Annotated in this window: 22 protein-coding genes (1 of these 22 running past the window's edge); 17 read left to right on the top strand and 5 right to left on the bottom strand. The window is 64.0% G+C overall.

Annotated elements, in window-relative coordinates:
- The first annotated feature begins 433 nt into the window (after positions 1-433).
- Complete coding sequence (locus tag NVV79_RS12500) at positions 434-1,003, top strand: CarD family transcriptional regulator (RefSeq protein ID WP_303989864.1); 570 nt, start codon at positions 434-436, stop codon at positions 1,001-1,003.
- A gap of 153 nt (positions 1,004-1,156) precedes the next feature.
- Here the strand turns inward: NVV79_RS12500 and NVV79_RS12495 are convergent, their stop codons facing one another.
- Together NVV79_RS12495 and NVV79_RS12490 are read right to left on the bottom strand one after the other, a co-directional pair.
- The gene (locus tag NVV79_RS12495) at positions 1,157-1,693 is read right to left on the bottom strand and encodes an AAA family ATPase (protein ID WP_303989862.1); all 537 of its coding nucleotides are present in this window, start codon (positions 1,691-1,693) and stop codon (positions 1,157-1,159) included.
- 1 nt (position 1,694) lies between these two features.
- Positions 1,695-2,525, bottom strand: a complete 831-nt coding sequence (locus NVV79_RS12490; RefSeq protein WP_303989860.1) for an SAM-dependent methyltransferase — start codon at positions 2,523-2,525, stop codon at positions 1,695-1,697.
- A 33-nt stretch (positions 2,526-2,558) separates the two neighbouring features.
- On the opposite strand from NVV79_RS12490, the gene NVV79_RS12485 reads away from it, so the two are divergent.
- The 5 genes from NVV79_RS12485 to NVV79_RS12465 all read left to right on the top strand — a co-directional run bounded on the left by NVV79_RS12485 (position 2,559) and on the right by NVV79_RS12465 (position 5,990).
- Entirely contained in the window at positions 2,559-3,365 is an 807-nt protein-coding gene (locus NVV79_RS12485) for a ComF family protein (RefSeq protein ID WP_303989858.1), read from the top strand.
- 35 nt (positions 3,366-3,400) lie between these two features.
- Positions 3,401-3,655, top strand: a complete 255-nt coding sequence (grxC, locus tag NVV79_RS12480; protein ID WP_303989855.1) for a glutaredoxin 3 — start codon at positions 3,401-3,403, stop codon at positions 3,653-3,655.
- A gap of 4 nt (positions 3,656-3,659) precedes the next feature.
- The gene (locus tag NVV79_RS12475) at positions 3,660-4,490 is read left to right on the top strand and encodes a carbon-nitrogen hydrolase family protein (protein WP_303989852.1); all 831 of its coding nucleotides are present in this window, start codon (positions 3,660-3,662) and stop codon (positions 4,488-4,490) included.
- 59 nt (positions 4,491-4,549) lie between these two features.
- Positions 4,550-4,972 carry a DUF1178 family protein gene (locus NVV79_RS12470; RefSeq protein ID WP_303989849.1) on the top strand — a complete coding sequence of 141 codons (423 nt, stop codon included), beginning with the start codon at positions 4,550-4,552 and terminating at the stop codon, positions 4,970-4,972.
- Positions 4,973-5,120: 148 nt separating this feature from the next.
- A complete protein-coding gene (locus tag NVV79_RS12465) occupies positions 5,121-5,990 on the top strand; it encodes an aldo/keto reductase (protein ID WP_303989847.1) in 870 nt (289 codons plus the stop codon).
- Positions 5,991-6,160: 170 nt separating this feature from the next.
- Here NVV79_RS12465 and ilvD read toward each other — a convergent pair whose 3' ends face one another.
- On the bottom strand, positions 6,161-8,014 hold the full coding sequence (ilvD, locus tag NVV79_RS12460; protein ID WP_303989844.1) for a dihydroxy-acid dehydratase: 1,854 nt from the start codon (positions 8,012-8,014) through the stop codon (positions 6,161-6,163).
- 172 nt (positions 8,015-8,186) lie between these two features.
- Between ilvD and NVV79_RS12455 the strand changes: the two genes are divergently transcribed.
- Positions 8,187-8,909 (top strand): DNA alkylation repair protein, encoded by a 723-nt coding sequence (locus NVV79_RS12455; protein WP_303989843.1) that lies wholly within the window; start codon positions 8,187-8,189, stop codon positions 8,907-8,909.
- Here NVV79_RS12455 and ubiG read toward each other — a convergent pair.
- Positions 8,906-9,646, bottom strand: a complete 741-nt coding sequence (gene ubiG / locus NVV79_RS12450; RefSeq protein ID WP_303989840.1) for a bifunctional 2-polyprenyl-6-hydroxyphenol methylase/3-demethylubiquinol 3-O-methyltransferase UbiG — start codon at positions 9,644-9,646, stop codon at positions 8,906-8,908. The two genes, NVV79_RS12455 and ubiG, sit on opposite strands and share 4 nt — an antisense overlap.
- Positions 9,647-9,859: 213 nt before the next feature.
- On the opposite strand from ubiG, the gene NVV79_RS12445 reads away from it, so the two are divergent.
- The 10 genes from NVV79_RS12445 (at position 9,860) to NVV79_RS12400 (ending at position 22,709) form a co-directional block, all read left to right on the top strand.
- Positions 9,860-11,125 carry an aspartate kinase gene (locus tag NVV79_RS12445; protein ID WP_303989837.1) on the top strand — a complete coding sequence of 422 codons (1,266 nt, stop codon included), beginning with the start codon at positions 9,860-9,862 and terminating at the stop codon, positions 11,123-11,125.
- A 120-nt stretch (positions 11,126-11,245) separates the two neighbouring features.
- Positions 11,246-13,459, top strand: a complete 2,214-nt coding sequence (gene ptsP, locus NVV79_RS12440) for a phosphoenolpyruvate--protein phosphotransferase (protein ID WP_303989834.1) — start codon at positions 11,246-11,248, stop codon at positions 13,457-13,459.
- A gap of 225 nt (positions 13,460-13,684) precedes the next feature.
- Positions 13,685-14,761: a peptide chain release factor 1 gene (gene prfA, locus NVV79_RS12435; RefSeq protein ID WP_303989831.1), complete on the top strand. Its 1,077-nt coding sequence runs from the start codon at positions 13,685-13,687 to the stop codon at positions 14,759-14,761.
- On the top strand, positions 14,758-15,741 hold the full coding sequence (locus tag NVV79_RS12430) for a class I SAM-dependent methyltransferase (RefSeq protein WP_369684730.1): 984 nt from the start codon (positions 14,758-14,760) through the stop codon (positions 15,739-15,741). Before prfA ends, NVV79_RS12430 begins: the two co-directional genes overlap by 4 nt.
- Before the next feature lie 340 nt (positions 15,742-16,081).
- Complete coding sequence (locus NVV79_RS12425; RefSeq protein WP_303989825.1) at positions 16,082-16,822, top strand: DUF4167 domain-containing protein; 741 nt, start codon at positions 16,082-16,084, stop codon at positions 16,820-16,822.
- A gap of 66 nt (positions 16,823-16,888) precedes the next feature.
- On the top strand, positions 16,889-17,989 hold the full coding sequence (locus tag NVV79_RS12420; protein ID WP_303989821.1) for a helix-turn-helix transcriptional regulator: 1,101 nt from the start codon (positions 16,889-16,891) through the stop codon (positions 17,987-17,989).
- A 173-nt stretch (positions 17,990-18,162) separates the two neighbouring features.
- On the top strand, positions 18,163-20,778 hold the full coding sequence (gene clpB / locus NVV79_RS12415) for an ATP-dependent chaperone ClpB (RefSeq protein WP_303989818.1): 2,616 nt from the start codon (positions 18,163-18,165) through the stop codon (positions 20,776-20,778).
- A gap of 94 nt (positions 20,779-20,872) precedes the next feature.
- Entirely contained in the window at positions 20,873-21,211 is a 339-nt protein-coding gene (locus NVV79_RS12410) for a VOC family protein (RefSeq protein ID WP_303989816.1), read from the top strand.
- 29 nt (positions 21,212-21,240) lie between these two features.
- Positions 21,241-22,401: an MFS transporter gene (locus NVV79_RS12405; protein WP_303989814.1), complete on the top strand. Its 1,161-nt coding sequence runs from the start codon at positions 21,241-21,243 to the stop codon at positions 22,399-22,401.
- Positions 22,332-22,709 (top strand): hypothetical protein, encoded by a 378-nt coding sequence (locus NVV79_RS12400; RefSeq protein ID WP_303989810.1) that lies wholly within the window; start codon positions 22,332-22,334, stop codon positions 22,707-22,709. Before NVV79_RS12405 ends, NVV79_RS12400 begins: the two co-directional genes overlap by 70 nt.
- On the opposite strand, the gene NVV79_RS12395 is transcribed toward NVV79_RS12400, so the two are convergent.
- Positions 22,706-24,663, bottom strand: partial view of a M23 family metallopeptidase gene (locus tag NVV79_RS12395; protein ID WP_303989808.1) — the 3' portion only. Its footprint extends 13 nt past the window's final position; only the last 1,958 of its 1,971 coding nucleotides appear in the window; its start codon lies beyond the right edge, outside the window; its stop codon occupies positions 22,706-22,708. The two genes, NVV79_RS12400 and NVV79_RS12395, sit on opposite strands and share 4 nt — an antisense overlap.

Here is a 24,663-nt window from a genome sequence, read left to right as displayed (position 1 = left end):
GCGATCGTCACCCTCGGGCTTGACCACTTGTGGACATGCAATGCCCGGGCCGCACTGACGCCCCGATACCGCCGGGACAAGGTGTGGACAGCCTGTGGGCAAGCTGTGCCAAGTGCGGGGCATATGTCCCAGCCACATCCCCGCCCTATTGCGCGGCAGCGAAATTCGACCTGATTCGTAGTTTTTGATTTTGCTGAAATTTTGTGCTATGGTCTCTTCAGATGCAGTTGAGCCCGTCACCCAGCCCGTGCCTTAAGGCACGATTTTTTTGACAACATTGTCGGATGACTTGACCCTCCGGGAAAGCGGAACCGGATGGCCATGGGGTTATTTGCTGCGCGCGGCGTCCACTCGGGATGCCAGTAACAAAGAGTAGGAATGGACGGTCCTTCCCGCAGGGAACTGTCCATTTGGGGCGTCAACAAGGAGTTCCATGAATATGGTAGCCAAGAAGGTACAGACACGGCTTGGGTTCAAGACGGGCGAGTATGTCGTCTATCCGGCGCATGGCGTTGGTGTGATCGTCTCGATCGAAGAACAGGAAGTCGCCGGCCTGACCCTTGAGTTGTTCGTCATCAGCTTCGAACAGGACAAGCTGACCCTCCGCGTGCCCGTCGCCAAGATCAAGTCTGTCGGCATGCGCAAGCTGGCCGAGGAAGATCTGGTCACGCAGGCGCTGACCACGGTCACTGGCCGGGCCCGCGTCAAGCGCACCATGTGGTCGCGCCGTGCCCAGGAATACGAAGCCAAGATCAATTCGGGCGATCTGATCGCCATTTCCGAAGTCGTGCGCGATCTCTATCGCTCCGAAGAGCAGCCCGAGCAGTCCTATTCGGAACGCCAGCTGTTCGAGCAGGCGATGGATCGCATGAGCCGCGAGATCGGTGCCGTCAACAAGCTGACGCTGACCGAGGCCGTGCAGCTCATCGAAAAGAACCTGGCCAAGTCGCCCAAGCGCACCAAGGCCGACGCCGCCGAAACTGACGAGGAAGCCGCCGCGTAAGGCGGTTTGGCTCCAGAGAACTGAAAGGGCCGGTGGCAACACCGGCCCTTTTTGTTTGGGGTGTTGCGCGCCGAAAAGCATCATCGCAAATTCACACGTCCAACGCGTCGATGCTAACAGTCCGTTAACGTATTCGGGTGGGTCGCTACCCGCTCAGGCCAACCGGAAATCACGGTTCTGCACCGCTTCCAGCAGCGCCGCCAACGTGCCCTCGCGGTCCAGCCCGTCGACCTGCAGCATATGGGTTTCGCGGTCGCCAAGGTCGGCAAACTGGCCATGCAGGTTGGCGACGACAGCAGGATCGGTCAGGGAATCGCCACCCCGTGCCTGGCAGCGCGCCACGGCCTGCTCCACCGGCACGCGTAGCACGATGTAATGCACCGGCACATCGAGCGTCCGGAATGGCGGCAGCGACCACGGGCCGATAACGCCATCCAGAACAGTGAGATAGCCATTGCGGGCATAGAGCGCCGCCACCCCAGCGGCGATCTCCATGACCATGCGGTTCTGGTCGGCAGCTTCGGGCAACCAGGGGTCGATATGACCATGCTTGATATAGCCCCAGAAGTCGTCGCTATGGAGATGCACCTTGGGCGTGCCAGGCCGGCGCGCCAGTGCCTCGGCTACCGTGGTCTTGCCCGAGCCGGGCGAGCCCGAAACGATCAGCACATGGCCGGCCAATTGGTCCATGTCAGGCTTTTCCGAGCACATCGCCCAGCCGCGTCGTGGCGCTGCCGGGCTTGAGCGGCTGCTGCTGGCTTTCATGCGGAGCCCAGCCGGAGAGCCAGATGATTTCCAGCGTGGCGCGGATGCGGCCATCGGGGTCGCTGTCGCGCTCGGCATAGGCCTGCATGGCCGCGGCCAGCAGCGCCGGGGTCGCCAGCCGGCGCGACCGGTCGGCAAGCGGGTTGGAGGCCCCCAAGGCCTTGATTTCACTCATCAAGGCGAGGGGATTGGCGTAGCGCACCACATGGGTTTCGACATCGGCTACGGGTAGGGCCAGCCCCGCCCGCTGCAGCAATCCGCCAGCATCGCGTACCTGGATCATCGGCGCCACCCGGGCCGAAGCGCCGCCGAAAACCTGGGCATCGGCTGCCATAAAGGCCTCGCGCAATTCGGTCAGTGTTTCCCCACCCAGAGCCGCGATCATCAGCAGTCCGTCGGGCGCCAACCTCGCCCGCAGCCGGGCCAGATAGCCCGGTACGTCATTGATCGCCTGCAGGTGCAGCAGCGAAACGATGAGGTTGAAGTTATCCCCGTCCAGCGCGGGCATGTCATCATCGCCCCCGAAGGCGGCATGGCGCTGAAAGGAGAAACGGGAACTGGCCGTCTGGCCGAAACGCGGCAACTTATCCACGTCGGGGCCGATAATGGCCGCCTTGGGAAATTCGCGGAGCAGTGCGCCGAGCCGGTCTTGGAGATCGTCGAGCACCAGATCGGTGACAAAATCGCCCGCCTGCTTCCGCCGCGCCAGATGGCGGGCGATCAGGGCGGTGTCGAAAATGGCGGGCGGCTGGCTCATGATGGTCTTGCGGCCTGACGGCGGTGTGACACTATGCGCCTTATGGAGAGCGTCGAGGGGCTTGTCAAAAGCGGGGTGTGGCACCGGCACATTGTCGGCGGCATCAGGCATCTGGGCAGCCTGGTGCTCGACCTGGCCTATCCACCGGTCTGCCTCAACTGCGAGGTGCCGACAGCGACACCGAATACGCTTTGTTCCAATTGCTTCAATGGGTTGCGTCCCATCACCGCGCCGCTCTGCCCGGTGCTTGGCCTGCCCTTTGCCGCCTCGCTCGGCCCCGGAATGCTCTCGGCCGAAGCGCTGGCCGATCCGCCGCCTTTCGGCCGGGCGCGCGCGGCGGTGATCTATGGCCCGGTCGCGGCGACCCTGGTCTCGCGCCTCAAATATGGCGACCGGCCTGAACTGGCGCGCTTCTGCGCCCGGCTGATGGCCGGGGCCGGGCATGAGCTCTGGGCCGATAATCCGGTCCTCGTGCCGGTGCCGCTGCATCCGGCGCGGCAGCGCGACCGGCGCTTCAACCAGTCGGCCGAACTGGCCCAGGCCCTGGGGCGCCTCACCAGGCTCAAGGTCGATCCGTCGCTGGTGCAGCGCACCCGGCGCACCCGCCAGCAGGTGGGCCTGAGCGGCAGTGGCCGGCAGCGCAATGTCGCCGGAGCCTTCGCCACCCATCCCGATATTGCCCTGCGCCTCGGAGGGCGGCGCGTGGTTCTGGTGGACGATGTCTATACTACCGGCGCCACCGTCAAGGCACTGACGCGCAGCCTGCGCAAGGCCGGGGTCGAGGCTGTCGACGTCGTGACCTTCGCTCGCGTTGTCATTGGGGCGGACTTGCCCATATAAGGGATAAATACCTTGTTCCCATTGGAGAAATTTTGATGGCCAAGATCGAGATCTACACCACGCCGACCTGTCCCTATTGCCATGCCGCCAAGTCGCTGCTGGCAGACAAGGGTGTAGACTATACCGAGATCAGCGCGCTCGATCCCGACGTGCGGGAGGCCATGACCGAGCGCGCCCATGGCCGCCGCACGGTGCCGCAGATTTTCATCGATGACGCCCATATCGGGGGCTATGACGATATGGCGGCGCTGGACCGCCGCGGCGGTCTCGATCCGCTGCTGGCTCGGTAAACTCATGAAAGTCGCTGCCATCCAGATGCGGTCGGGGCTCGATCCCGAGGCCAATCTCGCCGCGCTCGAGCCCATGCTGGCCGAGGCGGCCTCTGCCGGCGCGTCCTACGCGCTGACACCCGAAGTCACCATGATCTTCCCGGAAAACCGGGACCAGTTGCGCAGCACCGCCGCCCCGTTCGAGGGCCATCCGCAATTGGCGCGGGTGGGCGAACTGGCAAGGCAGCATGGCATGCATATCCATATCGGCTCGCTGGCCGTGCCGCTGCCCGACGGGCGCTTCGCCAACCGGTCCGTGCTGTTCGGACCGGATGGGCGACAGGTCGCGACCTATGACAAGATCCACCTGTTCGATGCCGATATTGCCGGGCTCAATGCCTACCGCGAAAGCGCCACCTATGCCGGTGGCGATGTGGCGGTGACGGCCGATCTGGGCTCGTTCACGCTGGGCATGTCCATCTGTTACGACATGCGCTTTCCCAGGCTTTACAATGCTTTGGCCAATGCCGGAGCGAACCTGATCGCCGTGCCGGCCGCCTTTACCGTGCCGACGGGGCAGGCGCATTGGCATGTACTGCTGCGGGCGCGGGCCATCGAGACCGGCTCCTGGGTCATCGCGGCGGCGCAGGGTGGCCAGCATCCGAATGGCCGGGCGACTTATGGCCATTCCCTCATCATCGATCCCTGGGGGCGGATCGTCGCCGAGCTCGATCATGACGCGCCCGGCGTGCTGCTGGCAGAGATTGCTCCCGAACAGGTCGCCGACGCACGCCAGCGCATCCCCGCCTTGGCCAATGCGCGAAACTTTGCCCTGCCCGGGGCGTTGCAGCCTTAGCCGATCGCCCTATATCCTTGTTCAACCAACCGGGCCGTCAGGCCCCAGAGACGTTTGCCGTGATCCAGTATTCCCTCCATTGCTCCAAGGGCCATCGCTACGACGCCTGGTTCAAGAGCGCCGCCGCGTTCGATGACCAGCAGGCGCGCGGTATCGTAACCTGTGCCGTCTGCGGCGATGGGGCAATCGAGAAGGCACCGATGGCGCCATCGGTGGCGCGGACCGATGGCGAGAAGGTTTCGCTGAGCTCGGCCCATCCCGATGCGGTCAAGTTCCGCGAGATGGTCCGCGCCTATCGGCAGAAGGTCACCAGCGAAGCCGATTATGTCGGCGACAAATTCGCTGAAGAAGCCCGCAAGATCCATTTCGAGGAAGCCGAAGCCCGCGGCATCTATGGCGAAGCCACGCGCGACGAGGTCGCCGGCCTGCTCGATGACGGCGTGGAGTTCCTGCCGCTGCCGGACATTGCCGACGACAACTGATTTTCCATAGACCTCATGGTGAGCCTGTCGAACCACGAGGTCGCTGCACCGACATTGCCACAGCCTCGTCCTTCGACACGCTCAGGATGAGGTCTGCTGGTCCCCCTTCCGAGCGCCACTCCCGGCGCGACCAAACGGAGATATCAAGATGACCACACTCGACGCAGCCCTTTCGGGCACGTTTGCCATTGGTGGCGACCTGAAGGTCAACCGCCTGGGTTTCGGCGCCATGCGCATTACCGGCAGGGGCATCTGGGGGCCGCCGGACAATGTCGAGGAAGCCAGGGCGACGTTGCGCCGCCTGCCCGAGCTCAATGTGGATTTTGTCGATACGGCCGAAAGCTATGGCCCCTATGTCAGCGAAGAGCTGATCGGGGAGGTGCTGGCGCCCTATTCGAAGGGCACTGTTATCGCCACCAAGAGCGGGCTGACCCGCACCGGGCCGGATGAATGGCACCAGCTCGGCCGGCCGGAATTCCTGCGCCAGGGCGCCATCCAGAGCCTGCGCCGCCTCAAGCTCGACGTGATCGATCTCTGGCAGTTGCACCGCATCGAAAGCCAGACGCCGCGGGCCGACCAGTTCGGCGCCATCACGCAGATGCAGCAGGATGGGCTGATCCGCCATGTCGGCCTCAGCGAGGTCAGCGTGGATGATATCAAGGAAGCCAGCAAGTACTTCAAGGTGACGACCGTCCAGAACATGTACAACCTGGTCAATCGCCGCGCCGAGGACGTGCTGGATTACTGCGAAGCCAATGGCATCGGCTTCATTCCGTGGCGGCCGATCGATGGCGGAAACCTGGAATCGACCAGCGCCGAATTCAAGGCGATCATGGACAAGCATGGCGCCTCGGCCAGCCAATTGGCGCTGGCCTGGATGCTGAAGCGCAGCCCGGTCATGCTGCCTATTCCGGGCACCGGCAAGGTCAAGCATCTCGAAGAGAATGTGGCGGCAGCCGCGATCAAGCTCAGCGATGACGATTTCGCCACGCTGGATCGGATCGGTCGCAAGGGCTGAGAGATTAGGGTCGGTTCGATAGGGAGGGTGGAATCCCCGCTATCGAACCTGACCAGACCAGCCCTCTTGGCAGAAGACCGGGTGGCTGGGCGGGCATGTAGCACCGGGCGCGGTGGTTGTCACGCGATTGTCGCAGAGCGCAGCCGAGAGATACTCTTTCTTACCGTGGCTCAGTTCCAGAGCTTGTCGATCGCCTCGGTATCCCGCACCGCACCCCGCGCCGCTGATGTCGCAAAGGCCGCATAGGCCTTCAGAGCCGTGGTCACATTGCGCTTGCGCGGATGGGCCGGCTTCCAGCCCAACGCGTCCTGGTCATGCCGGCGCTGGGTCAGTTCATCGTCGCTCACCAGCAGGGTGATTGAGCGGTTGGGGATGTCGATCTCGATCGTGTCGCCCTCGCGCACCAGCCCGATCGTGCCGCCTTCAGCCGCTTCCGGCGAGACATGGCCGATGGAGAGGCCAGACGTGCCGCCGGAGAAGCGGCCGTCGGTCAGCAGGGCACAGGCTTTGCCGAGGCCCTTCGACTTCAGATAGCTCGTCGGATAGAGCATTTCCTGCATGCCGGGGCCGCCGCGCGGGCCTTCATAGCGGATGACGAGCACGTCGCCTTCCTTGATCTCGTTGGAGAGAATGGCCTTGACCGTGGCGTCCTGGCTCTCGAAGACGCGCGCCGGGCCGGTGAATTTGAGGATGGATTCATCAACGCCCGCCGTCTTCACGATGCAGCCGTCGATGGCGATATTACCCTTGAGCACGGCCAGGCCCCCATCCTTGGAGAAGGGGGTTTCAGCCGAACGGATCACGCCGTTCTGGCGGTCGAGGTCGAGTTCGGCCCAGCGGTTGGACTGCGAAAAGGCCTGTGTCGTGCGCACGCCGCCGGGGGCGGCCATGAAGAATTGGCGCACGGCTTCCGAATTGGTGCGGGAGATATCCCACTTATCCAAGGCATCGCCCATCGTGGCAGAATGGATGGTATGTTCCTTGCGATTGATCAGGCCCGCGCGGTCGAGCTGGCCGAGAATGGCCATGATGCCGCCGGCGCGATGCACGTCTTCCATATGCACGTCGGCCTTGGCCGGCGCGACCTTGGAGAGAACAGGCACCTTGCGGCTCAGCTTGTCGATATCGTCCATGGTGAAATCGACGCCGCCTTCATAGGCGGCTGCCAGGATATGCAGCACCGTATTAGTCGAGCCGCCCATGGCGATATCGAGGCTCATGGCATTTTCGAAAGCGGCCTTGGTGGCGATGGAGCGCGGCAGGACCGACGCGTCGTCCTGCTCGTAATAGCGGCGGGCCAGGTCGACGATCAGGTGGCCGGCTTCCTGGAACAGGCGCTTGCGATCGGAATGGGTGGCGAGGGTCGAGCCGTTGCCGGGCAGGCTGAGGCCGAGCGCCTCGGTGAGGCAGTTCATGGAATTGGCGGTGAACATGCCCGAGCAGGAGCCGCAGGTGGGGCAGGCGGCTTCTTCCACGGCCTGCACTTCGGCGTCGGAATAATGATCGTCCGCGGCCATCACCATGGCATCGACCAGGTCCAGCGCCTGCAGCTTGCCCTTGAGCATGGCCTTGCCGGCTTCCATCGGGCCGCCGGAAACGAAGACGACAGGGATATTGATGCGCATGGCGGCATTCAGCATGCCGGGGGTGATCTTGTCGCAGTTAGAAATGCAGACCATGGCGTCGGCGCAGTGGGCGTTGACCATGTACTCGACCGAGTCCGCGATGATATCGCGCGACGGCAGCGAATAGAGCATGCCGTCATGGCCCATGGCGATGCCGTCATCGACCGCGATGGTGTTGAATTCCTTGGCGACGCCGCCGGCCACCTCGATCTCGCGGGCCACGAGCTGGCCGAGATCCTTGAGGTGGACGTGGCCGGGCACGAACTGGGTGAAGCTGTTGACCACGGCAATGATCGGCTTGCCGAAATCGCCGTCCTTCATGCCCGTCGCGCGCCAGAGGCCACGCGCGCCGGCCATGTTGCGGCCATGGGTAGTGGTGCGGGAACGATAGGCTGGCATGGCGATATCCTCGGAAGTCATTGCGCCTGTTGCACAAGCGCGGTTGATCTTTCTTAGACCCATTCCAGAACCGGATCAATCAAAATGCGTACCGTACCGTACGGTACTGACGGTGGATTTGCGGTTGCCGATCTGGCTTGACGGGGCGTTGCGATCCCCGCAGCCTGCGGGCATGAGCGAACCGAATGCCGAAGCCTTCATCGCTGCGCTGTGGGACAACCAGTCCGATATCGAGCTGGAAAAGATCGGGCGCTATTTCAAATCCGGCAGGGGCGAATATGGCGAGGGCGACCGTTTCATCGGCGTGCGCATGGGCACAGTGTTCCAGCTCGCCAAGCAGTTTGTCGCCATGGCACCAGACGAGATCGAGAAGCTGTTGGAAAGCGACATCCACGAGGCGCGGGCCGGCGCCGTCTCGATCATGGCCAAGCAATATGGGTTGAAGAAAACCAGCGAGGCGCGGCGAGGAGAACTGGCCGCGCTCTATCTGCGTCGGCATGACCGGATCAACAATTGGGACCTGGTCGATCTCGGCGCACCACAGGTGCTGGGTGCCTGGCTGCGCGACAAGGATCGCGCCGTGCTTTACGAATTGGCCCGCTCGGACACGCTGTGGGAGAGGCGAACGGCCATGTTCGCCACCATGGCATTCATCCGGCTGCGCCAGTTCGACGACATCATGGCCATCGCCGAAATACTGGTCGATGATCCGCAGGACCTCATCAACAAGGTGGTCGGCGGCATGCTGCGTACGGTCGCCATGCATGACAAGCCGCTTGTCGAGGCGTTCCTGGAACGGCATGCCGCGACCATGCCGCGCACCGCCCTGCGCTATGCCATCGAGCATTTTTCGCCCGAGGAGCGGGCCGGTTGGCTGAGGCGGAAGGCGCGCTAGGCAGCGGGCCGTTCGGCCATGACCATGTAGTTGATGCCCATGTCGCGCGAGCGGCGCCATTCGTCGCCCAGCGGGTGGAACACCACGCCGGTCTCGCCGATGACGCGCAGGCCATTGCGGGTCAGCAGTGTCTTGATCTCGTCCGGCGTCAGGAACTTGTTCCAGTCATGCGTGCCGACCGGCAGCCAGCGCAGGATGTGTTCGGCAGCGAACACGGCAAAGGCCCGGGCGCGGAGCGTCCGATTCAGCGTGGCGGTCAAAGCCAGCCCACCGGGCTTCACCAGGTCAGCGCAGCTCTTCATGTAGAGCGGCACATTGTCGACATGCTCCACCACTTCCATGTTGAGCACCATGTCATATTGCGCGCCTTCGGCGGCCAGGGCTTCGCTTGATGTGGCGCGGTAGTCGATGGCCAGGCCCGATTTTTCGGCGTGAATGCGGGCAATGGCGATATTGCGTTCGGCGGCGTCGATGCCGGTGACATCGGCGCCGAGCCGGGCCAGCGGCTCGCAGAGCAGCCCACCGCCGCAGCCGACATCGAGAATATCAAGGCCCTCGAAAGGCCGCATGGCCGACCCGTCGCGGCCGAAATGAGCCAGCAGGTGCTCGCGGATATAGCCCAGCCGCACCGGATTGAACTTGTGCAGCGGCCTGAACTTGCCCTTGGGGTCCCACCATTCCTCGGCCATCGCGGTGAATTTGGCGATTTCGGCATCGTTGATGGTGGTAGCGGTCATGGCACGGCTCCGGCGGTTCAACAACCATGGGGTCATTCCCGCGCAGGCGGGAATCCACTCTTACTATTGTCGGCCAGCGGGCGGAAGAATGGATTCCCGCCTGCGCGGGAATGACGCCGTGGTGGAGTAAGAGTTGATCCCATGTCGCCTTTATGGCATGGCAGCGCGCAAGAGAAGCGTACCGCCGGGTTCGGCGGGGTTCCGGGGAAGAAATTGGCCCGTATCGTCGTCAAGTTCGGTGGCACGTCAGTTGCCAGTGTCGAGCGTATCCGCCAGGCCGCGCGCCATGTGAAGCGCGAGGTCGATGCCGGCCACGAGGTTATCGTCGTGGTTTCGGCCATGTCGGGCAAGACCAATGAACTGGTCGGCTGGGTCAATGAAGCCAGCCCGATGCATGACGCGCGCGAATATGACGCCGTGGTGGCTTCGGGCGAGCAGGTGACGGCCGGGCTGATGGCCATCGTGCTCAGCGAGATGGGCATCCAGTCGCGGTCTTTTTCGGGCTGGCAGGTGCCGATCCGGACCGATGGCGCGCATGGCGCGGCGCGGATCACCGAGATCGATCCGACCGAGCTCAACAAGCGGCTCGAGGATGGCTGGGTGCCTGTCATCACCGGCTTCCAGGGCATTTCCCCCAATGGCCGGGTGACGACTTTGGGCCGCGGCGGTTCGGACACGTCGGCGGTGGCGGTGGCGGCGGCGGTCAAGGCCGACCGCTGCGATATCTATACCGATGTGGACGGCGTCTACACCACCGATCCGCGCATCGTGCCCAAGGCGCAGCGGCTGACCCGGATTTCCTTCGAGGAAATGCTGGAAATGGCCTCGCTCGGTGCCAAGGTGCTGATGATCCGTTCGGTCGAGATGGCAATGGCCTATAAAGTGCCGCTGCTGGTACGCTCGAGTTTCGATGATCCCGATGCGCCGCAGGTGGCGCCCGACGGGACGCCGGGCGTGCCCGGCACACTGGTTTGCGATGAGGATGAGATCGTGGAAAAGCAGATCGTTTCGGGCGTGACGCTCGCCAAGGCCGAGGCCAAGATCACCCTGCGCGACGTCAAGGACAATCCGGGCGTGGCGGCGGCCATTTTCGGTACGCTGGCCGATCAGGGCATCATCGTCGACATGATCGTGCAGAATATCGCCGACGATGGCGCCACCACCGACATCACCTTCACGGTGCCCGACAGCGAATATGACAAGGCGGTCAAGACGCTGCAGAATGCCGGTGACCGCATCGAATATGCGCGGCTTTCCGGCTCCAAGGGCGGGGCAAAGGTATCGGTCGTGGGCGTAGGCATGCGCAGCCATGCGGGCGTTGCGAGCTCGATGTTCAAGGCGCTGGCCGACAAGGGCATCAACATACAGCTGATCACCACATCGGAAATCAAGACCTCGGTGTTGATCGATGAGCAATATGCTGAGCTTGCGGTTCGCGCTCTCCATACTTATTACGGGTTGGACAAGAAGGACGCCTAGGATCGCTCTGACGGTCCTGGTCGCTCCTCAGGAAAGGGGGCGGCTGTGGCGGCCGTCTAAAGGGGTATGGTCACGAGCATCGGCGGCCCGAGAGTGCTGCTGCGGCAGTTACGTGAGACAATGGCGGAGCCGCTGGCTTCGCAGGAGCGGCTCGACAAGATTGTCGGCCTCATCGCCGATAACATGCGCGCCGATGTGTGCTCGTTCTACGTGCTGCGCGACGACGGCGCGCTGGAACTGTTTGCCTCCCGGGGCTTGGCCGCTGAATCCGTGCATATGACGACGCTGCGGCTGGGCGAAGGCCTGGTCGGCCTCATCGCGGCCGAAGCCGAACCGCTCAGCCTCGAAAATGCCCCCAGCCATCCCGGCTTCGTCTATCGCCCCGAAACCGGCGAAGAAAAATACAATGCCTTCCTGGGCGTGCCGGTGCTGCGCGCCGGCCAGACGCTGGGTGTCCTGGTGGTGCAGAATGCCGAGCGCCGCCATTATGGCGAGGACGAAACCGAAGCCATGCTGACAACGGCCACAATCCTGGCCGAGATGATCGCCACCAGCGACTTCGACAATCTGATCAAGCCTGGTTCCGATATCGATCTCAGGCGTCCTCGCATGTTCAACGGCGTCAGCTTTACCGACGGAATTGCGCTGGGCACTGTGGTGCTGCACGACCCGCGTGTCGTGGTGTCCAATTTCATCGCCGAAGATACCGATGCCGAAAAGGTGCGGCTGGAGACGGCGCTGGAAAAGATGCGCGTCTCCATCGACGCCATGCTCGACCATGGCGACATGGTGGGCGGCACCGATCACCGCGAAATCCTTGAAACCTACCGCATGTTCGCCAATGACCGCGGCTGGGTGAACCGGCTGACCGAGGCGATCGATAACGGGCTTTCGGCGGAAGCGGCGGTGGAGCGGGTGCAGAACGATACCCGCGCCCGCATGCTGCGCCAGACCGATCCCTATATCCGCGACCGGCTGCATGACCTGGACGATCTGGCCAACCGGCTGCTGCGCGTATTGACCGGAGACGGGCAGGCGCTGGCGCGCAAGGCGCTGCCGGACAATGCCATTCTGGTGGCCCGCAATATGGGGCCGGCGGAACTGCTGGAATATGACCGCAAGAAGCTGCGCGGCGTGGTGCTGGAAGAAGGCGGCACGACGGCGCATGTGGCTATTGTCGCGCGTTCGCTCGGCATCGTGGCGGTGGGGCAGGCGCAGTCCATCGTCTCGATGAGCGAAACCGGCGACGACATCATTCTCGATGGACCGAGCGGGGTGGTGCATCTGCGGCCGACGCCGGATATCGAGCAGGCCTATGTCGACAAGGTGCGCGTTTCGGCCCGGCGCCGGGCGCATTACGCCGCGCTCAAGGACAGACCGAGCATCACCAGGGATGGCGTCGACATCACGCTGCTGCACAATTCGGGCCTGGTCGCCGACCTGCCCATGCTCGACGATACCGGGGCTTCGGGCGTTGGGCTGTTCCGCACCGAATTGCAGTTCATGATCGCATCCAAGCTCCCGCGCCTGCAGGAGCAGCAGGAACTTTATGCCGAAGCCATGGAGATTGCCGGCGACCGGCCGGTGGTGTTTCGTCTGCTCGATATCGGCGGTGACAAGGTGCTGCCCTATCAGCGTTCGATGACCGAGGAAAACCCGGCCATGGGCTTCCGCTCGATCCGGCTGGGGCTGGAGCGGCCGGGCCTGCTGCGCACGCAGATCAGGGCCTTGCTGCTGGCGGCCAATGGAAGGCCGCTCAAGATCCTGGTGCCGATGGTCACCGAGACCTTCGAATTCACCCAGACCAAGATGGTGGTGCAGAAGGAAGTCGAGCGGCTGCGACGGCAGGGCAAACCCCTGCCGAGCCGGCTGGAACTGGGCGTGATGGTGGAAGTGCCCTCGCTGCTGTTCGAACTCGACCAGTTGCTGCCCGAGGCCGATTTCGTTTCCATCGGCAGCAATGACCTGGTGCAGTTTTTGACGGCATCGGACCGGGCCAATCCGCGCGTTGCCACCAATTACGATCCCATCGGCATGCCGCGGCTCCGGGCCATCCGCATGGTGGTGGATGCGGCGCGGCGCTACAATATTCCGATCACCATGTGCGGCGAGCTGGCGGGGAAACCGCTGGAAGCGCTCGCCCTGATGGCAGTGGGCATGACCCGGCTTTCCATGGGCCCGGCCTCGATCGGGCCGATCAAGGAACTGGTGCTGAACCTCGATCTCAAGCCGATCCAGCAATCGGTCGGCGCCGCGCTGAGCGATGGCGCCAATGGGGTGACCATTCGGCAGTTGCTGCAGGAATGGATCGAGAAGCAGAACCTGCCGGTTTGAGTTGCTTGATGCCTGACGCAACTCCAAGCGCCTCCGGCGCTTGATGTTGCGCGCTATGGCCATTACACGCACGGTGTCACCCCGGCGAAAGCCGGGGCCCATCCTGAGGTGCCGGTTTCGTGCACTGCATGTCGACCTCGCGGCCGCTTTGCTATCTCGAGATGGATCCCGGCCTGCGCCGGGATGACATCGTGGTAGTGACCAGCGCGGTGCGAAAGAACAAAGATGCCATCTCTTCCCCAGGACAAGCTCGACGCGCTTGAGACGCGGTTCCAGTATGTCGAGGCGGCGCTTTCGGGCGGCGCCGGGCCGGACGAGTTCGTCAAGTTTTCCAAGGAACATGCCGAGCTGGCGCCGATCGTCGGGGAGATCCGGGCCTATAACAAGGCACTGAGCGACCGGGCGGAGGCCGAGGACCTGCTCAAGAGCGGCGACAAGGACATGGCCGAAATGGCCGAGGCGGAGATCGCCGAGCTCGACGAGAAGATCGAGACGCTGTTCCAGTCCATCCGCGTCCTGCTGCTACCCAGGGACGAGGCCGACGAGCGATCGATCATCCTCGAAATCCGCGGCGGCACCGGCGGCGACGAGGCGGCTTTGTTCGCCGGCGACCTGTTCCGCATGTATGAGCGCTATGCCGCCAATCACGGCTGGAAGGTCACCGTGATGGAGGAAAGCCCCGGCGAAATGGGCGGCTTCAAGGAAATCATCGCCAATGTGAGCGGCAAGGGCGTCTATGCCCGCATGAAGTTCGAGAGCGGCGTGCACCGGGTGCAGCGCGTGCCGGAAACCGAAGGCTCGGGCCGCATCCATACTTCGGCGGCGACCGTGGCGGTGTTGCCGGAAGTGGAAGACATCGACATCGAAATCCGCAACGAGGATATCCGTATCGATACGATGCGTGCCTCGGGCGCCGGTGGCCAGCACGTCAACACCACCGATTCGGCGGTGCGCATCACCCATATTCCCTCCGGGCTGGTGGTGACCTCGGCGATGAAGAGCCAGCACCAGAACCGGGCGCAGGCCATGCTGGTGCTGCGTTCGCGGCTTTACGAGATGCAGCGCGAGGAACGTGACAGCGCCCGTTCCGCCGAGCGCAAGGGGCAGGTGGGGTCGGGCGACCGCTCCGAGCGCATCCGTACCTACAATTTCCCGCAGGGGCGGGTGACCGACCACCGCATCAACCTCACCCTCTACAAGCTCGACAAGGTGATATCGGGCGAAGCGCTGGATGAGTTGATCGAGGCCCTGATCACCACCAGCCAGGCCGAACAACTGGCGGCGATGGAGACGGGCAACTGAGCCAGGCGCCCCATATCGGCGCCCTCTGGCGCGGCTGGCGCGATGTGCTGGGGCGGCTCGGCTTCGAAAGCGCGGCGCTCGATGCCAAATTGCTCACCGGACATGCACTGGGATTGAGCGCACTGGACCTGGCATTGCGGGAGAATGACCCTGTGGATGGCCATGCCGCGGCGCGCGTGGCCGAACTGCTGCAACGGCGCATGACCGGGGAGTCGGTGGCGCGGATCATCGGCGAGCGGGAATTCTACGGGCTGGGTTTCACGCTCAATGCCGCCACGCTGGAGCCGCGGCCGGAGACGGAATTGCTGGTCGATATGGCCCTGGGCGCGTTGCCGGCAGGCGGGCGCCTGCTGGATCTGGGCACCGGAACCGGCTGCATCCCGATTGCGGTGCTGGCCAACCAGCCGGATGCGAGCGCGGTGGCGGTGGATTTGAGCGCACTGGCGCTGGAGACAGCACAGGCCAATGCCGAGCGGCATGGTGTGGGTGAGCGGCTTGAATTGCGGCAGGGCGATTGGTTTGGTTCTCTCGAAGACCCCCCACCCTCGATCCCTCCCCACAAGGGGGAGGGAGGCGAAAGAGCCGGGAACCCTCAGCTTGCGCCTCCCTCCCCTCGATGGGGAGGGACTGAGGGTGGGGTGGAGTCACACACACCGGAAGCTGTTTCTGGTCTTTTCGACCTCATCGTTTCCAACCCGCCCTATATCACCTCCGCCGTCGTCGAAACGCTGGCACCCGAGGTCAGGGATTTCGACCCGCGCCTGGCCCTTGATGGCGGGCCGGATGGCCTTGCCCCATACAGGGTCATCACCGCCCAGGCCGCCCATTGGCTGAGGCCTGGGGGCTGGGTTCTGGTCGAGATCGGACATGAGCAGGGCGCTGATGTCAGTGCATTGTTCCTCGAAGCCGGCTTCGAGGATGTGGCGGTACATCGTGATCTCAATGGGCTTGATCGTGTGGTGGGCGCGCACCATCTGTAGGACAGTTCCCTGCATGACGCGGTGAAAATCGCAATTAATGCTGGCAAAGACGACCCGAACGTTATAGTTTGGCCTTGCTGTCAACGGTGCTTCATGAGCGCCACGGCGACTAGCCACCCGACAAATTCATTGGCTGCGATGCGCAGCGCGGTTCCGGCAGAGGCGGGAACGACGCGGGATAGGTTCGGAGCGCCGTCCGACGGTTTCGGTCTTCATGAAGCCAGATAGAGCCGGTTCGAGAAGCCTAGTGTGCTTTGTTCCGGAATTGGCCCGACCAGGCAAAATGCCGGTCCGCCAGCAGTGTGACGCTTATTTTTCTAGAGTTAGATAAAGCGACCAGATGAGACCCAACAACCAGAACAACAAGAACCGGCAGCGTGGCCGCAACGGCGGACGCAAGCACGTCAATCCGTTGTCCCGCAATTTCGAGAGCAATGGACCCGACGTGAAGGTGCGCGGCAACGCGGCCCATATCGCCGAGAAATATCTCCAGCTCGCCCGTGACGCCCAATCATCAGGCGATTCGGTGATGGCGGAGAATTATCTCCAGCATGCCGAGCACTATTTCCGCATCGTCTCCAGCGCACAGCAGGCCCAGAACGGCCAGCGGCCGGATGGCCAGGACGATGCCGATTACGATGATGATATGCCCGAGATGAACTCGCGCTTCTCTTCGCCCCAGCCTCCGCCGCAGCAGCAATATGTGCAGGCTGAAGGCGAGGAACAGGGCGGCGAAGGCGAGCAGGGTCAGGGTCAGCAGCGCCAGGATGGCGAGCGCCAGCAGCGCGGTGATCGCCGCGACCGCCAGCGTAACCGCGAGCGGTTCCGTCCTGAAGGTGAGGGCCAGCAGCCGGTGGCCGCCGGCGAAGAAGTCCAGCCCGTCGCGGCGGCCGAAGCGGTCGAAGCAGCCGTGGGTGAGCAGCCGGTCGAGGCCGAGGGCGAAGCCCGCAAGCCGCGCGAACGTCGTCCGCGCCGTCGCCGTCCGGCGGGTGGTGATGGCGGTGATCTCGCCGGGGCCGAACAGCCCGATGTCGGCGAATTGCCGGCATTCCTCACGGCAGGCAGCAGCGCTGCCGAATAAGTTTCAAGGCCGGGCAGCAATGCCCGGCCTTTTGCGTTTATGGACCATCTGCCGGGTAGGTGGATATTGCAGTCTTCGAACGATAACCGCCTGCTTGACGATATCTACGAAGCGGCCTTCGTGCCCGAGCTTTGGCAACGCGCCATAGCGGAAGCAGGGCGCCTGGTGGAAGCACCCACCGGCGCGCTGATGGTGTTCGACGCCGAAAGGCCGGTCAGTTTCGCCGCCCTCGAACCCAGTTTCGAGGTCACGCGCTCGCTGGTCGAGGCCAATACGCCCGAGCCCGATTGGCATATCCGCTACTGGCAGCAGCACCCCTTCACCGGCTTCGTCGTGGCGGAGGACTATTTCCCCGCCGATGCGCTGGCCAGGGATCCCCATAGGGGCATGCTCAGGCGCATGGGTTTTGCCAGCCAGATGGGCACGATCATCGCCATGCCGACCGGCGAGGTCGTGGTGTTTCACGTCGATCGGGTCTCGGACGAGACGCCCTTCGACAGCACTGCCGTCGAGCGGCTCAATGTCTACTATCCGCATCTGGCGCGGGCCAGCCTGCTGTCGGCACGGCTGGGGCTGGAGCGCACCGAGGTCACGCTATCGGCCCTGGCGAGCGTGGGCCTGCCGGCCGCGGCGGTCAGTCCGGCCGGGGTGGTGGTCAGCGTCAATGCGATCTTCGATGACGTCAAGGGCGTGTTCCGCGCCGCCGCGCATGGGCGCATCGCGCTGGCCGATCCCGCCGCCAACCTGCTGCTGCAGGCGGCGCTGGCGACGGCCAATGGCGACAGCGAACCGCTGGTGCGCAGTGTCCCGGTGGCCGGCACGGATGCGACCGAGCCGGTCATGGTCCATGTGCTGCCGCTGCGCGGCGCCGCGCAGGACATCTTTCATCGCGCCAGCGCGGTGGTCATCGCCTCGCCGGTGCGTGCATCGAACCTGGTGCCATCGGCCAGCATCCTGACCGGACTGTTCGACCTGACCCCGGCCGAAGCGCGGCTGGCGACGGCTTTGGCCAGGGGCGATACGCCGGCTGGCTACGCGGAGGAGGCGGGGCTTTCCATGCCGACAGTCCGCAGTCATCTGTCGCGGATCATGGCCAAAACCGGGACGGCCCGCCAACCTCAACTGATCGCCCTGCTCAAAAGCGCCGGCCGGCTGGGCAGCCTGTGAGTTTCAGGCGGTTGGCGCGTCCATGCATAGCCCTCTTTTTCCTCGTCAAATGCTCCCCATATAGTGTCCGTGATGGAGCAGTGCCGCGTGTCGGGCGTTCTGTCAGACGACGCTTCCGCCGCGTGTTCAGGTGCCTTGATGGGCCGGGCAGCGGGCGAGACAAGGAGAGTTGAATGAATATCGAGAAATATACCGAGCGGGCCCGAGGCTTCATCCAGAGCGCGCAGACCATTGCCTTGGGCAAGGGGCACCAGCAATTCGCGCCCATCCACCTGCTGAAAGTCCTGCTCGATGACGACCAGGGCATGGCCAATGGGCTGATCGAGCGCGCCGGGGGCGATCCCAAGGGGGCGCGGGCGGCTGTCGAGGCTGCGCTGGCCAAGATCCCCTCCGTTTCCGGCGACGGTTCGCAGCTTTATCTCAGCCGCGAACTGGCACGCGTCTTCGACACGGCCGAAAGCGCGGCGCAGAAGGCAGGTGATTCCTATGTCACCGTCGAGCGCCTGCTGCTGGCTCTGGTGGTCGAAAAGGATACCGATGCCGGCAAGATCCTGAGCTCGGCCGGCGTGACGCCGCAGACGCTCAACGCCGCCATCGAAGCCATCCGCAAAGGCCGCACCGCCGATTCGGCCTCGGCCGAGAATAGCTATGACGCGCTCAAGAAATATGCGCGCGACCTGACCAAGGATGTGCGCGAAGGCAAGCTCGACCCGGTGATCGGCCGCGACGAGGAAATCCGCCGCACCATCCAGGTGCTGAGCCGCCGGACCAAGAACAACCCGGTTCTCATCGGCGAGCCTGGGGTGGGCAAGACCGCCATTGCCGAGGGCCTGGCCATCCGCATCGTCAATGGCGACGTGCCCGAGAGCCTCAAGAACAAGAGCCTGTTGTCGCTCGACATGGGTGCACTCATCGCCGGCGCGAAGTATCGCGGCGAGTTCGAGGAGCGGCTGAAATCCGTGCTGTCGGAAGTGACGGCGGCCGAAGGTCAGATCATCCTCTTCATCGACGAGATGCATACCCTGGTCGGCGCCGGCAAGGCCGATGGCGCCATGGATGCGTCCAACCTGCTGAAGCCTGCTTTGGCGCGTGGTGAACTCCACTGCGTGGGCGCGACGACGCTCGACGAATATCGCAAGCATGTGGAGAAGGATGCGGCTTTGGCGCGGCGCTTCCAGCCGGTCTTCGTGGATGAGCCAACCGTGGAAGACACGATCTCGATTCTGCGTGGCCTCAAGGAAAAATACGAGCTGCATCACGGCATCCGCATTTCGGATTCGGCGCTGGTGAGCGCGGCAACGCTTTCCAACCGCTACATCACCGACCGCTTCCTGCCAGACAAGGCCATCGACCTGATGGATGAGGCGGCGGCGCGCCTGCGCATGGCCGTCGATTCCAAGCCGGAGGCTCTCGACGAACTCGATCGCCGCATCATGCAGCTCAAGATCGAGCGCGAAGCCCTGCGCAAGGAAGAGGACGAAGGCTCCAAGACGCGGCTGGTGCGGCTCGAAACCGAACTGGCCGATCTCGAAGAGCAGGCCCAGGCGCTTTCGGCCAAGTGGCTGGCGGAAAAGGAACGGTTGCAGGGCTCGACCAGGATCAAGGAAGATCTTGATGCCGCGCGCAGCCAGCTCGAAATCGCGCAGCGCCAGGGTGACCTGGCCAAGGCGGGCGAGCTGGCCTATGGCGTCATTCCCGATCTGGAAAAGCGACTGAAGACGGCTGACGACGCCGATGGCGACGGCAAGCCCGACCCGGTCATGGCCAAGGAAACCGTCGATTCGAGCGACATCGCCCAGGTGGTGAGCCGCTGGACCGGCATTCCGGTCGATCGCATGCTGGAAGGCGAGCGCGAAAAGCTGCTGCATATGGAAACCTCGCTCGGCGCCCGCGTCATCGGGCAGGCCGAAGCGGTGGCTGCCGTCGCAAAGGCGGTGCGCCGTTCGCGGGCTGGCCTGCAGGACCCCAACCGGCCGATCGGCTCGTTCATGTTTCTGGGGCCAACCGGCGTCGGCAAGACCGAGCTGACCAAGAGCGTGGCCCAGTTCCTGTTCGATGACGAAACCGCCATGGTGCGGCTCGACATGAGCGAGTTCATGGAGAAGCACTCGGTCGCCCGCCTGATCGGGGCGCCTCCGGGCTATGTCGGCTATGACGAAGGCGGGGTGCTGACCGAGGCGGTGCGGCGCCGGCCCTATCAGGTCGTGCTGTTCGACGAGATCGAGAAGGCACATCCGGACGTGTTCAATGTCCTGCTGCAGGTGCTCGATGACGGGCGGCTGACCGACGGGCAGGGGCGGACGGTCGATTTCCGCAATACGGTGATCATCCTGACCTCCAACCTGGGCGCCGAATATCTCGTCGAGCTCAAGGACGGGGAATCGGTGGAGCTGGTGCGCGGCAAGGTGCTCGACATGGTCAAGGCAGCCTTCCGGCCGGAATTTCTCAACCGGATCGACGAAATCCTGCTGTTCCACCGGCTGGGCCGCGAGCATATGGGTTCGATCGTCGATATCCAGTTCGGACGCTTGCAGCATCTGCTGCGCGATCGCGATATCAGCCTCGAGCTGACGCCGCGGGCGCGCGAATGGCTGGCCAATGAGGGCTATGACCCCGCCTATGGTGCCCGCCCGCTGAAGCGCGTGATCCAGCGGACAGTGCAGGACGAGCTGGCCGAGGAAATCCTGGCCGGCCGCGTCAGCGACGGTTCCAACGTGGTGGTCGATGCCAATGATGACGGCATCGTGCTGCTGCCTGATGGCAAGAAGGAAGCCGAAGCCGCGGCGTAACCCCCTCCTCGAAGGCCGGTCCCTGGACCGGCCTTTTTGATTGCACTGCCGATGATGATTGATTAGAACAAAAAGAGAACATTGGAGTGAAGCGATGACCGACAAGATCGACTATGTGGAGTTCCCGTCCAGCAACCGGCAGACGACGAGCGCTTTCTTCCGGGCGGCGTTTGGCTGGGGCATTACCAGCTACGGGCCGGATTACGATGGCCTGGAAAACGCTGGCATCGATGGTGGGGTGGACCAGAGCGAGGGCAAGGTGGCCGCGACCATGGCGGTGATCCGCACCGATGACCTCGATGGCGCCGAGCGCCGGGTACTTGCCGCCGGCGGCTCGATCACCCGGGCGCAATATGACTTTCCGGGCGGACGGCGGTTTCACTTCCGCGAGCCGGGCGGAAATGAGATGGCAGTCTATGTAGCGAGCGAATAGGCTCGCCGGGCAACCCCTCTGGACCCATCATGACCCAGGATATCGCTTCGCCGCAGAGCCGGCGCTTCGTGCTGCTCGCCGCCATTCTCGCCTCGAGCATGGGCTTCATCGACGGTTCGGTGATTTCCATCGCCATTCCGGCCATTCGCGCCGATCTCGGGGCGACGCTGGCCGATGCGCAATGGGTGAGCAATGGCTATCTGCTGTTTCTCTCGGCACTGATCCTGCTGGGTGGGGCAACGGGCGACCGGTTCGGGTTGCGCAATGTGTTCGGGCTGGGCATTGCGGTCTTCGTGGCGGCTTCCATCGTCTGTGCGCTGGCACCGACACCGCTGGTATTGGTCATCGCGCGGGCGGTCCAGGGGATCGGGGCGGCCTTCATGGTGCCGGGGAGCCTCGCCATCATCGCCAAGGCCTATCCGCGCGCCGAACGGGGCAAGGCCATCGGCATGTGGGCGGCGGCCTCATCGCTGACCACGATCGGCGGGCCGATCATCGGCGGCTTCGTGCTGACGGCCCTGGGCGACTGGAGCTGGCGGCTGGTCTTTGCCATCAACCTGCCGCTGGGCCTGCTGGCGCTGGCTTTGCTGTGGTTCCGCGTGGCGCCGGACCATCCCGAAGTGGGGCGGAAGCTCGATGTGATCGGGGCGGTGCTGGCGACGCTGGCGCTGATGCTCATCGCCTATGGATTGACCGGGGATGGCAGCGAAAGCGTGCCGCCGCTGTCGCACACTATCGCGTGGTGCGGGGCAGGGCTGGTCCTTGCCGCGGCCTTCATTGTCTGGGAGGGACGGAGCCCGCATCCGATGCTGCCCCTCGGGCTTTTCGCCAATATCGGTTTTTCCGGCGCCAATGCGCTGACCTTCGCGCTCTATTTCGCCCTTGGCGGCACCATGTTCTACCTGCCCATGACCATGATTGGCGGATGGGGAGAGTCCCCGGCGACGGTATCGCTGGTGCTGCTGCCCCTGGGGATCAGTTTGACGCTGCTGTCGTCGCTGAGCGGGAAGTGGGCCGACCGGTTCGGTCCCGCACCGTTGATTGCCGCGGGCTCCCTGCTGGTGGCCGCAGCCTTTGCTGCTTTGGGCCTGACGGCGCCACTGCGCGATGCTGGCTGGCCGTGCTGCCCTCGATCGTGCTGCTGGGGTTGGGCATGGGGCTGGTGGTGTCGCCGCTCTCGGCGGCGGTGATGACGTCGGTGGACGATAGCGATACCGGCGTCGCCTCTGGGGTCAACAATGCGGTGGCCAGGGTTGCGGGACTGGTGGCCGTGGCCCTGCTGGGCGCGGTGGTCGCCTCGGTATTCGAACAGAACCTTGATAGCGCGGCGGAACTGCCGATCTTTTTCGGCGTGGTCACCGACGGGCTGAATGCCGAGGAAGAGGCCATGCGGCTGGTGGCGACCGATGCGGCTTTTGCAGCGGTCGCCTATATCACGGCGGCGCTCAGCGTGGTTTCGGCAGTGGTCGCCTGGCTGACGCTGGAGCGCAAGTTCTAGTGGCTGACGTCGGCCACGGTGACCGGCGCGGGGTCGCGGGCCATGAGGTCGTTGATCTGGGCCATGGTCTGGGCGAACTGGGCCTCGTATTGCTGGGGCAGGACATTGTCCTTGGGCAGCTTGACGCTCAGCGGATCGACCAGATTGCCGTTGATCTTGATCTCGAAATGCAGGTGCGGGCCGGTCGACTGGCCGGTCGAGCCGACATAGCCGATGATCTGGCCCTGGCGCACATGGCTGCCGACGCCCAGGCCATCGGCATAGCGCGACATGTGGCCATAGGCCGTCTCGTAGCCGTTGACGTGCTGGATTTCGACCTTGTTGCCGTAGCCCGATTGCCATTTGTAATATTTGATCACGCCGTCGCCGGCGGCATAGATCGGCGTGCCCGAACGCGAGGCCAGATCGACGCCGGTATGCAGCTTGCGCGTCTTGAAAATGGGATGGACGCGATAGCCGAAGCGCGAGCGCAGCGTGCCGCCACCCTCGAGCGGCCGGCGGGTGAGGAAGCGCTTGCCGGTTTCGCCATCGGGATCATAGAAATCGATCACGCCATCCGCGGTGGCGAAACGGTAGAGCTGGCGCGTCGTGCTGCCCAGGGTCAGGCTGACATAGAGCAGCTCGGTGCGACCTTCGGCATCCGGGGTGGTTTCCAGAATCTCGATGGAATCGCCAGCCGCGATCTTCTTCGTCATGTCGATGTCATAGGCATACATGCCGATGATGCGCTCGATGGTGGCATCGTCCAGGTCATGCTTGCGGCCGGTTTCCCAGATGGAGCGATAGACGCTGGGCAGGTTGGCGACATTGACCTCTTCGGTGTCTCCCTCGGGGAATTCGACGAAGTCCGGCTCGATGCCGAGCACATATTGACCGGTATCGGTCAGGGCCACGGTGGCCTTGTATTCGTAGCTGCCATCGCTGCGCGGCACATAAAGGCTCAGGCGATAGGGAACCAGGCTCGTCGCTTCGTGGCTGAGCGGGCCATAGAGGATGCGCAACCTGGTAAGGGCCGCGAGATCCGTGCTGCGCAGGACATTGCGCAGGGCGTCGGCCACGAGGGCGGACTGATTGGCGGTGAAACCGTTCTTGCCCAGCACGTCATCGAGGCTCGATGCCTCGCGCAGGGTGAGGAAGCGCTCCGAACGGCCGAGGGCCGCATCGGCCGCCCTTGTGGTCTGGGGCACGACGGTGACGTTTTCGGCGACGCCGGCCAGCGTGTTGCTGCCCGGCAGCAGGCCCAGGTCGCGTACCGTGGGGCCGAGCGCGGCATAGGCCAGGGTCGGGGGAGCGCTATCGCTGAAGAAGGTGGCTTCCACGACGCTGCGCACATATTCGGCCGCGGACTGATCGGAAATGGCGCGCGGCGGCACCAGGGTCATCGGCATGGCGGCCAGACGAACGGCCACTTCACCTTCCACTTCGGCACCGTAGACATCGGTGTTGACGTCGATATTGGCCGTTGCCGGAATCGGCTGGGTGGCATTGAGAATGGCCACCGGATCGTAATCGGGAACGCCCTCGGACAGCGAGGTCGGGGCGGTGGCCAGCGTGGCGCGGATGCGGACGAAAGGCTGGTTGCGGATCATGTCGCGGCCATCGACCGTCTCGCGAATCGAGGCCTCGATGACTTCGAGATCGGAGCGGGTGGCGGTGACCGGGCGCAGGCGCGACGACTTGGCGGAAAGATCGGTCGGGGTCAGCGCCTCGGTTTCCGGGCGCGAAAGCTGCAGGGCTTCATAGGCGGTGGAGAAGGTGTCCTGGCCCTGAAAGGAGACATAAAGTGCCGCGCCCATCAACAACACGCTGGTCAGGCCGGTCATCACGGTGCCGGTCAGCCAGGCAAAGCTCAGCTCGCGCCCATGCGGGATTTCACCGTCGGTCGATTGCACCGTCAGCGCCGGGCTGTCTTCGAAGCCGGTGGCCTTGAGCAGCGCGGCATGACGGTTTCTCT

Source organism: Devosia ginsengisoli (genome assembly GCF_024707105.1).
GTDB lineage: Bacteria > Pseudomonadota > Alphaproteobacteria > Rhizobiales > Devosiaceae > Devosia > Devosia ginsengisoli_A.
This window is presented reverse-complemented; position numbering and strand designations above follow the sequence as displayed.

What these genes read in the sequence shown, in the direction of transcription:
- NVV79_RS12465 (WP_303989847.1), top strand. Translation starts at nt 5,121, where the DNA reads ATGACCACACTCGACGCAGCCCTTTCGGGCACGTTTGCCATTGGTGGC.
- prfA (WP_303989831.1), top strand. Translation starts at nt 13,685, where the DNA reads ATGCCATCTCTTCCCCAGGACAAGCTCGACGCGCTTGAGACGCGGTTC.
- grxC (WP_303989855.1), top strand. Translation starts at nt 3,401, where the DNA reads ATGGCCAAGATCGAGATCTACACCACGCCGACCTGTCCCTATTGCCAT.
- ilvD (WP_303989844.1), bottom strand. Translation starts at nt 8,014, where the DNA reads ATGCCAGCCTATCGTTCCCGCACCACTACCCATGGCCGCAACATGGCC.
- NVV79_RS12490 (WP_303989860.1), bottom strand. Translation starts at nt 2,525, where the DNA reads ATGAGCCAGCCGCCCGCCATTTTCGACACCGCCCTGATCGCCCGCCAT.
- NVV79_RS12500 (WP_303989864.1), top strand. Translation starts at nt 434, where the DNA reads ATGAATATGGTAGCCAAGAAGGTACAGACACGGCTTGGGTTCAAGACG.
- ptsP (WP_303989834.1), top strand. Translation starts at nt 11,246, where the DNA reads ATGGCGGAGCCGCTGGCTTCGCAGGAGCGGCTCGACAAGATTGTCGGC.
- clpB (WP_303989818.1), top strand. Translation starts at nt 18,163, where the DNA reads ATGAATATCGAGAAATATACCGAGCGGGCCCGAGGCTTCATCCAGAGC.
- NVV79_RS12475 (WP_303989852.1), top strand. Translation starts at nt 3,660, where the DNA reads ATGAAAGTCGCTGCCATCCAGATGCGGTCGGGGCTCGATCCCGAGGCC.
- NVV79_RS12425 (WP_303989825.1), top strand. Translation starts at nt 16,082, where the DNA reads ATGAGACCCAACAACCAGAACAACAAGAACCGGCAGCGTGGCCGCAAC.
- NVV79_RS12410 (WP_303989816.1), top strand. Translation starts at nt 20,873, where the DNA reads ATGACCGACAAGATCGACTATGTGGAGTTCCCGTCCAGCAACCGGCAG.
- ubiG (WP_303989840.1), bottom strand. Translation starts at nt 9,646, where the DNA reads ATGACCGCTACCACCATCAACGATGCCGAAATCGCCAAATTCACCGCG.
- NVV79_RS12495 (WP_303989862.1), bottom strand. Translation starts at nt 1,693, where the DNA reads ATGGACCAATTGGCCGGCCATGTGCTGATCGTTTCGGGCTCGCCCGGC.
- NVV79_RS12405 (WP_303989814.1), top strand. Translation starts at nt 21,241, where the DNA reads ATGACCCAGGATATCGCTTCGCCGCAGAGCCGGCGCTTCGTGCTGCTC.
- NVV79_RS12455 (WP_303989843.1), top strand. Translation starts at nt 8,187, where the DNA reads ATGAGCGAACCGAATGCCGAAGCCTTCATCGCTGCGCTGTGGGACAAC.
- NVV79_RS12485 (WP_303989858.1), top strand. Translation starts at nt 2,559, where the DNA reads ATGCGCCTTATGGAGAGCGTCGAGGGGCTTGTCAAAAGCGGGGTGTGG.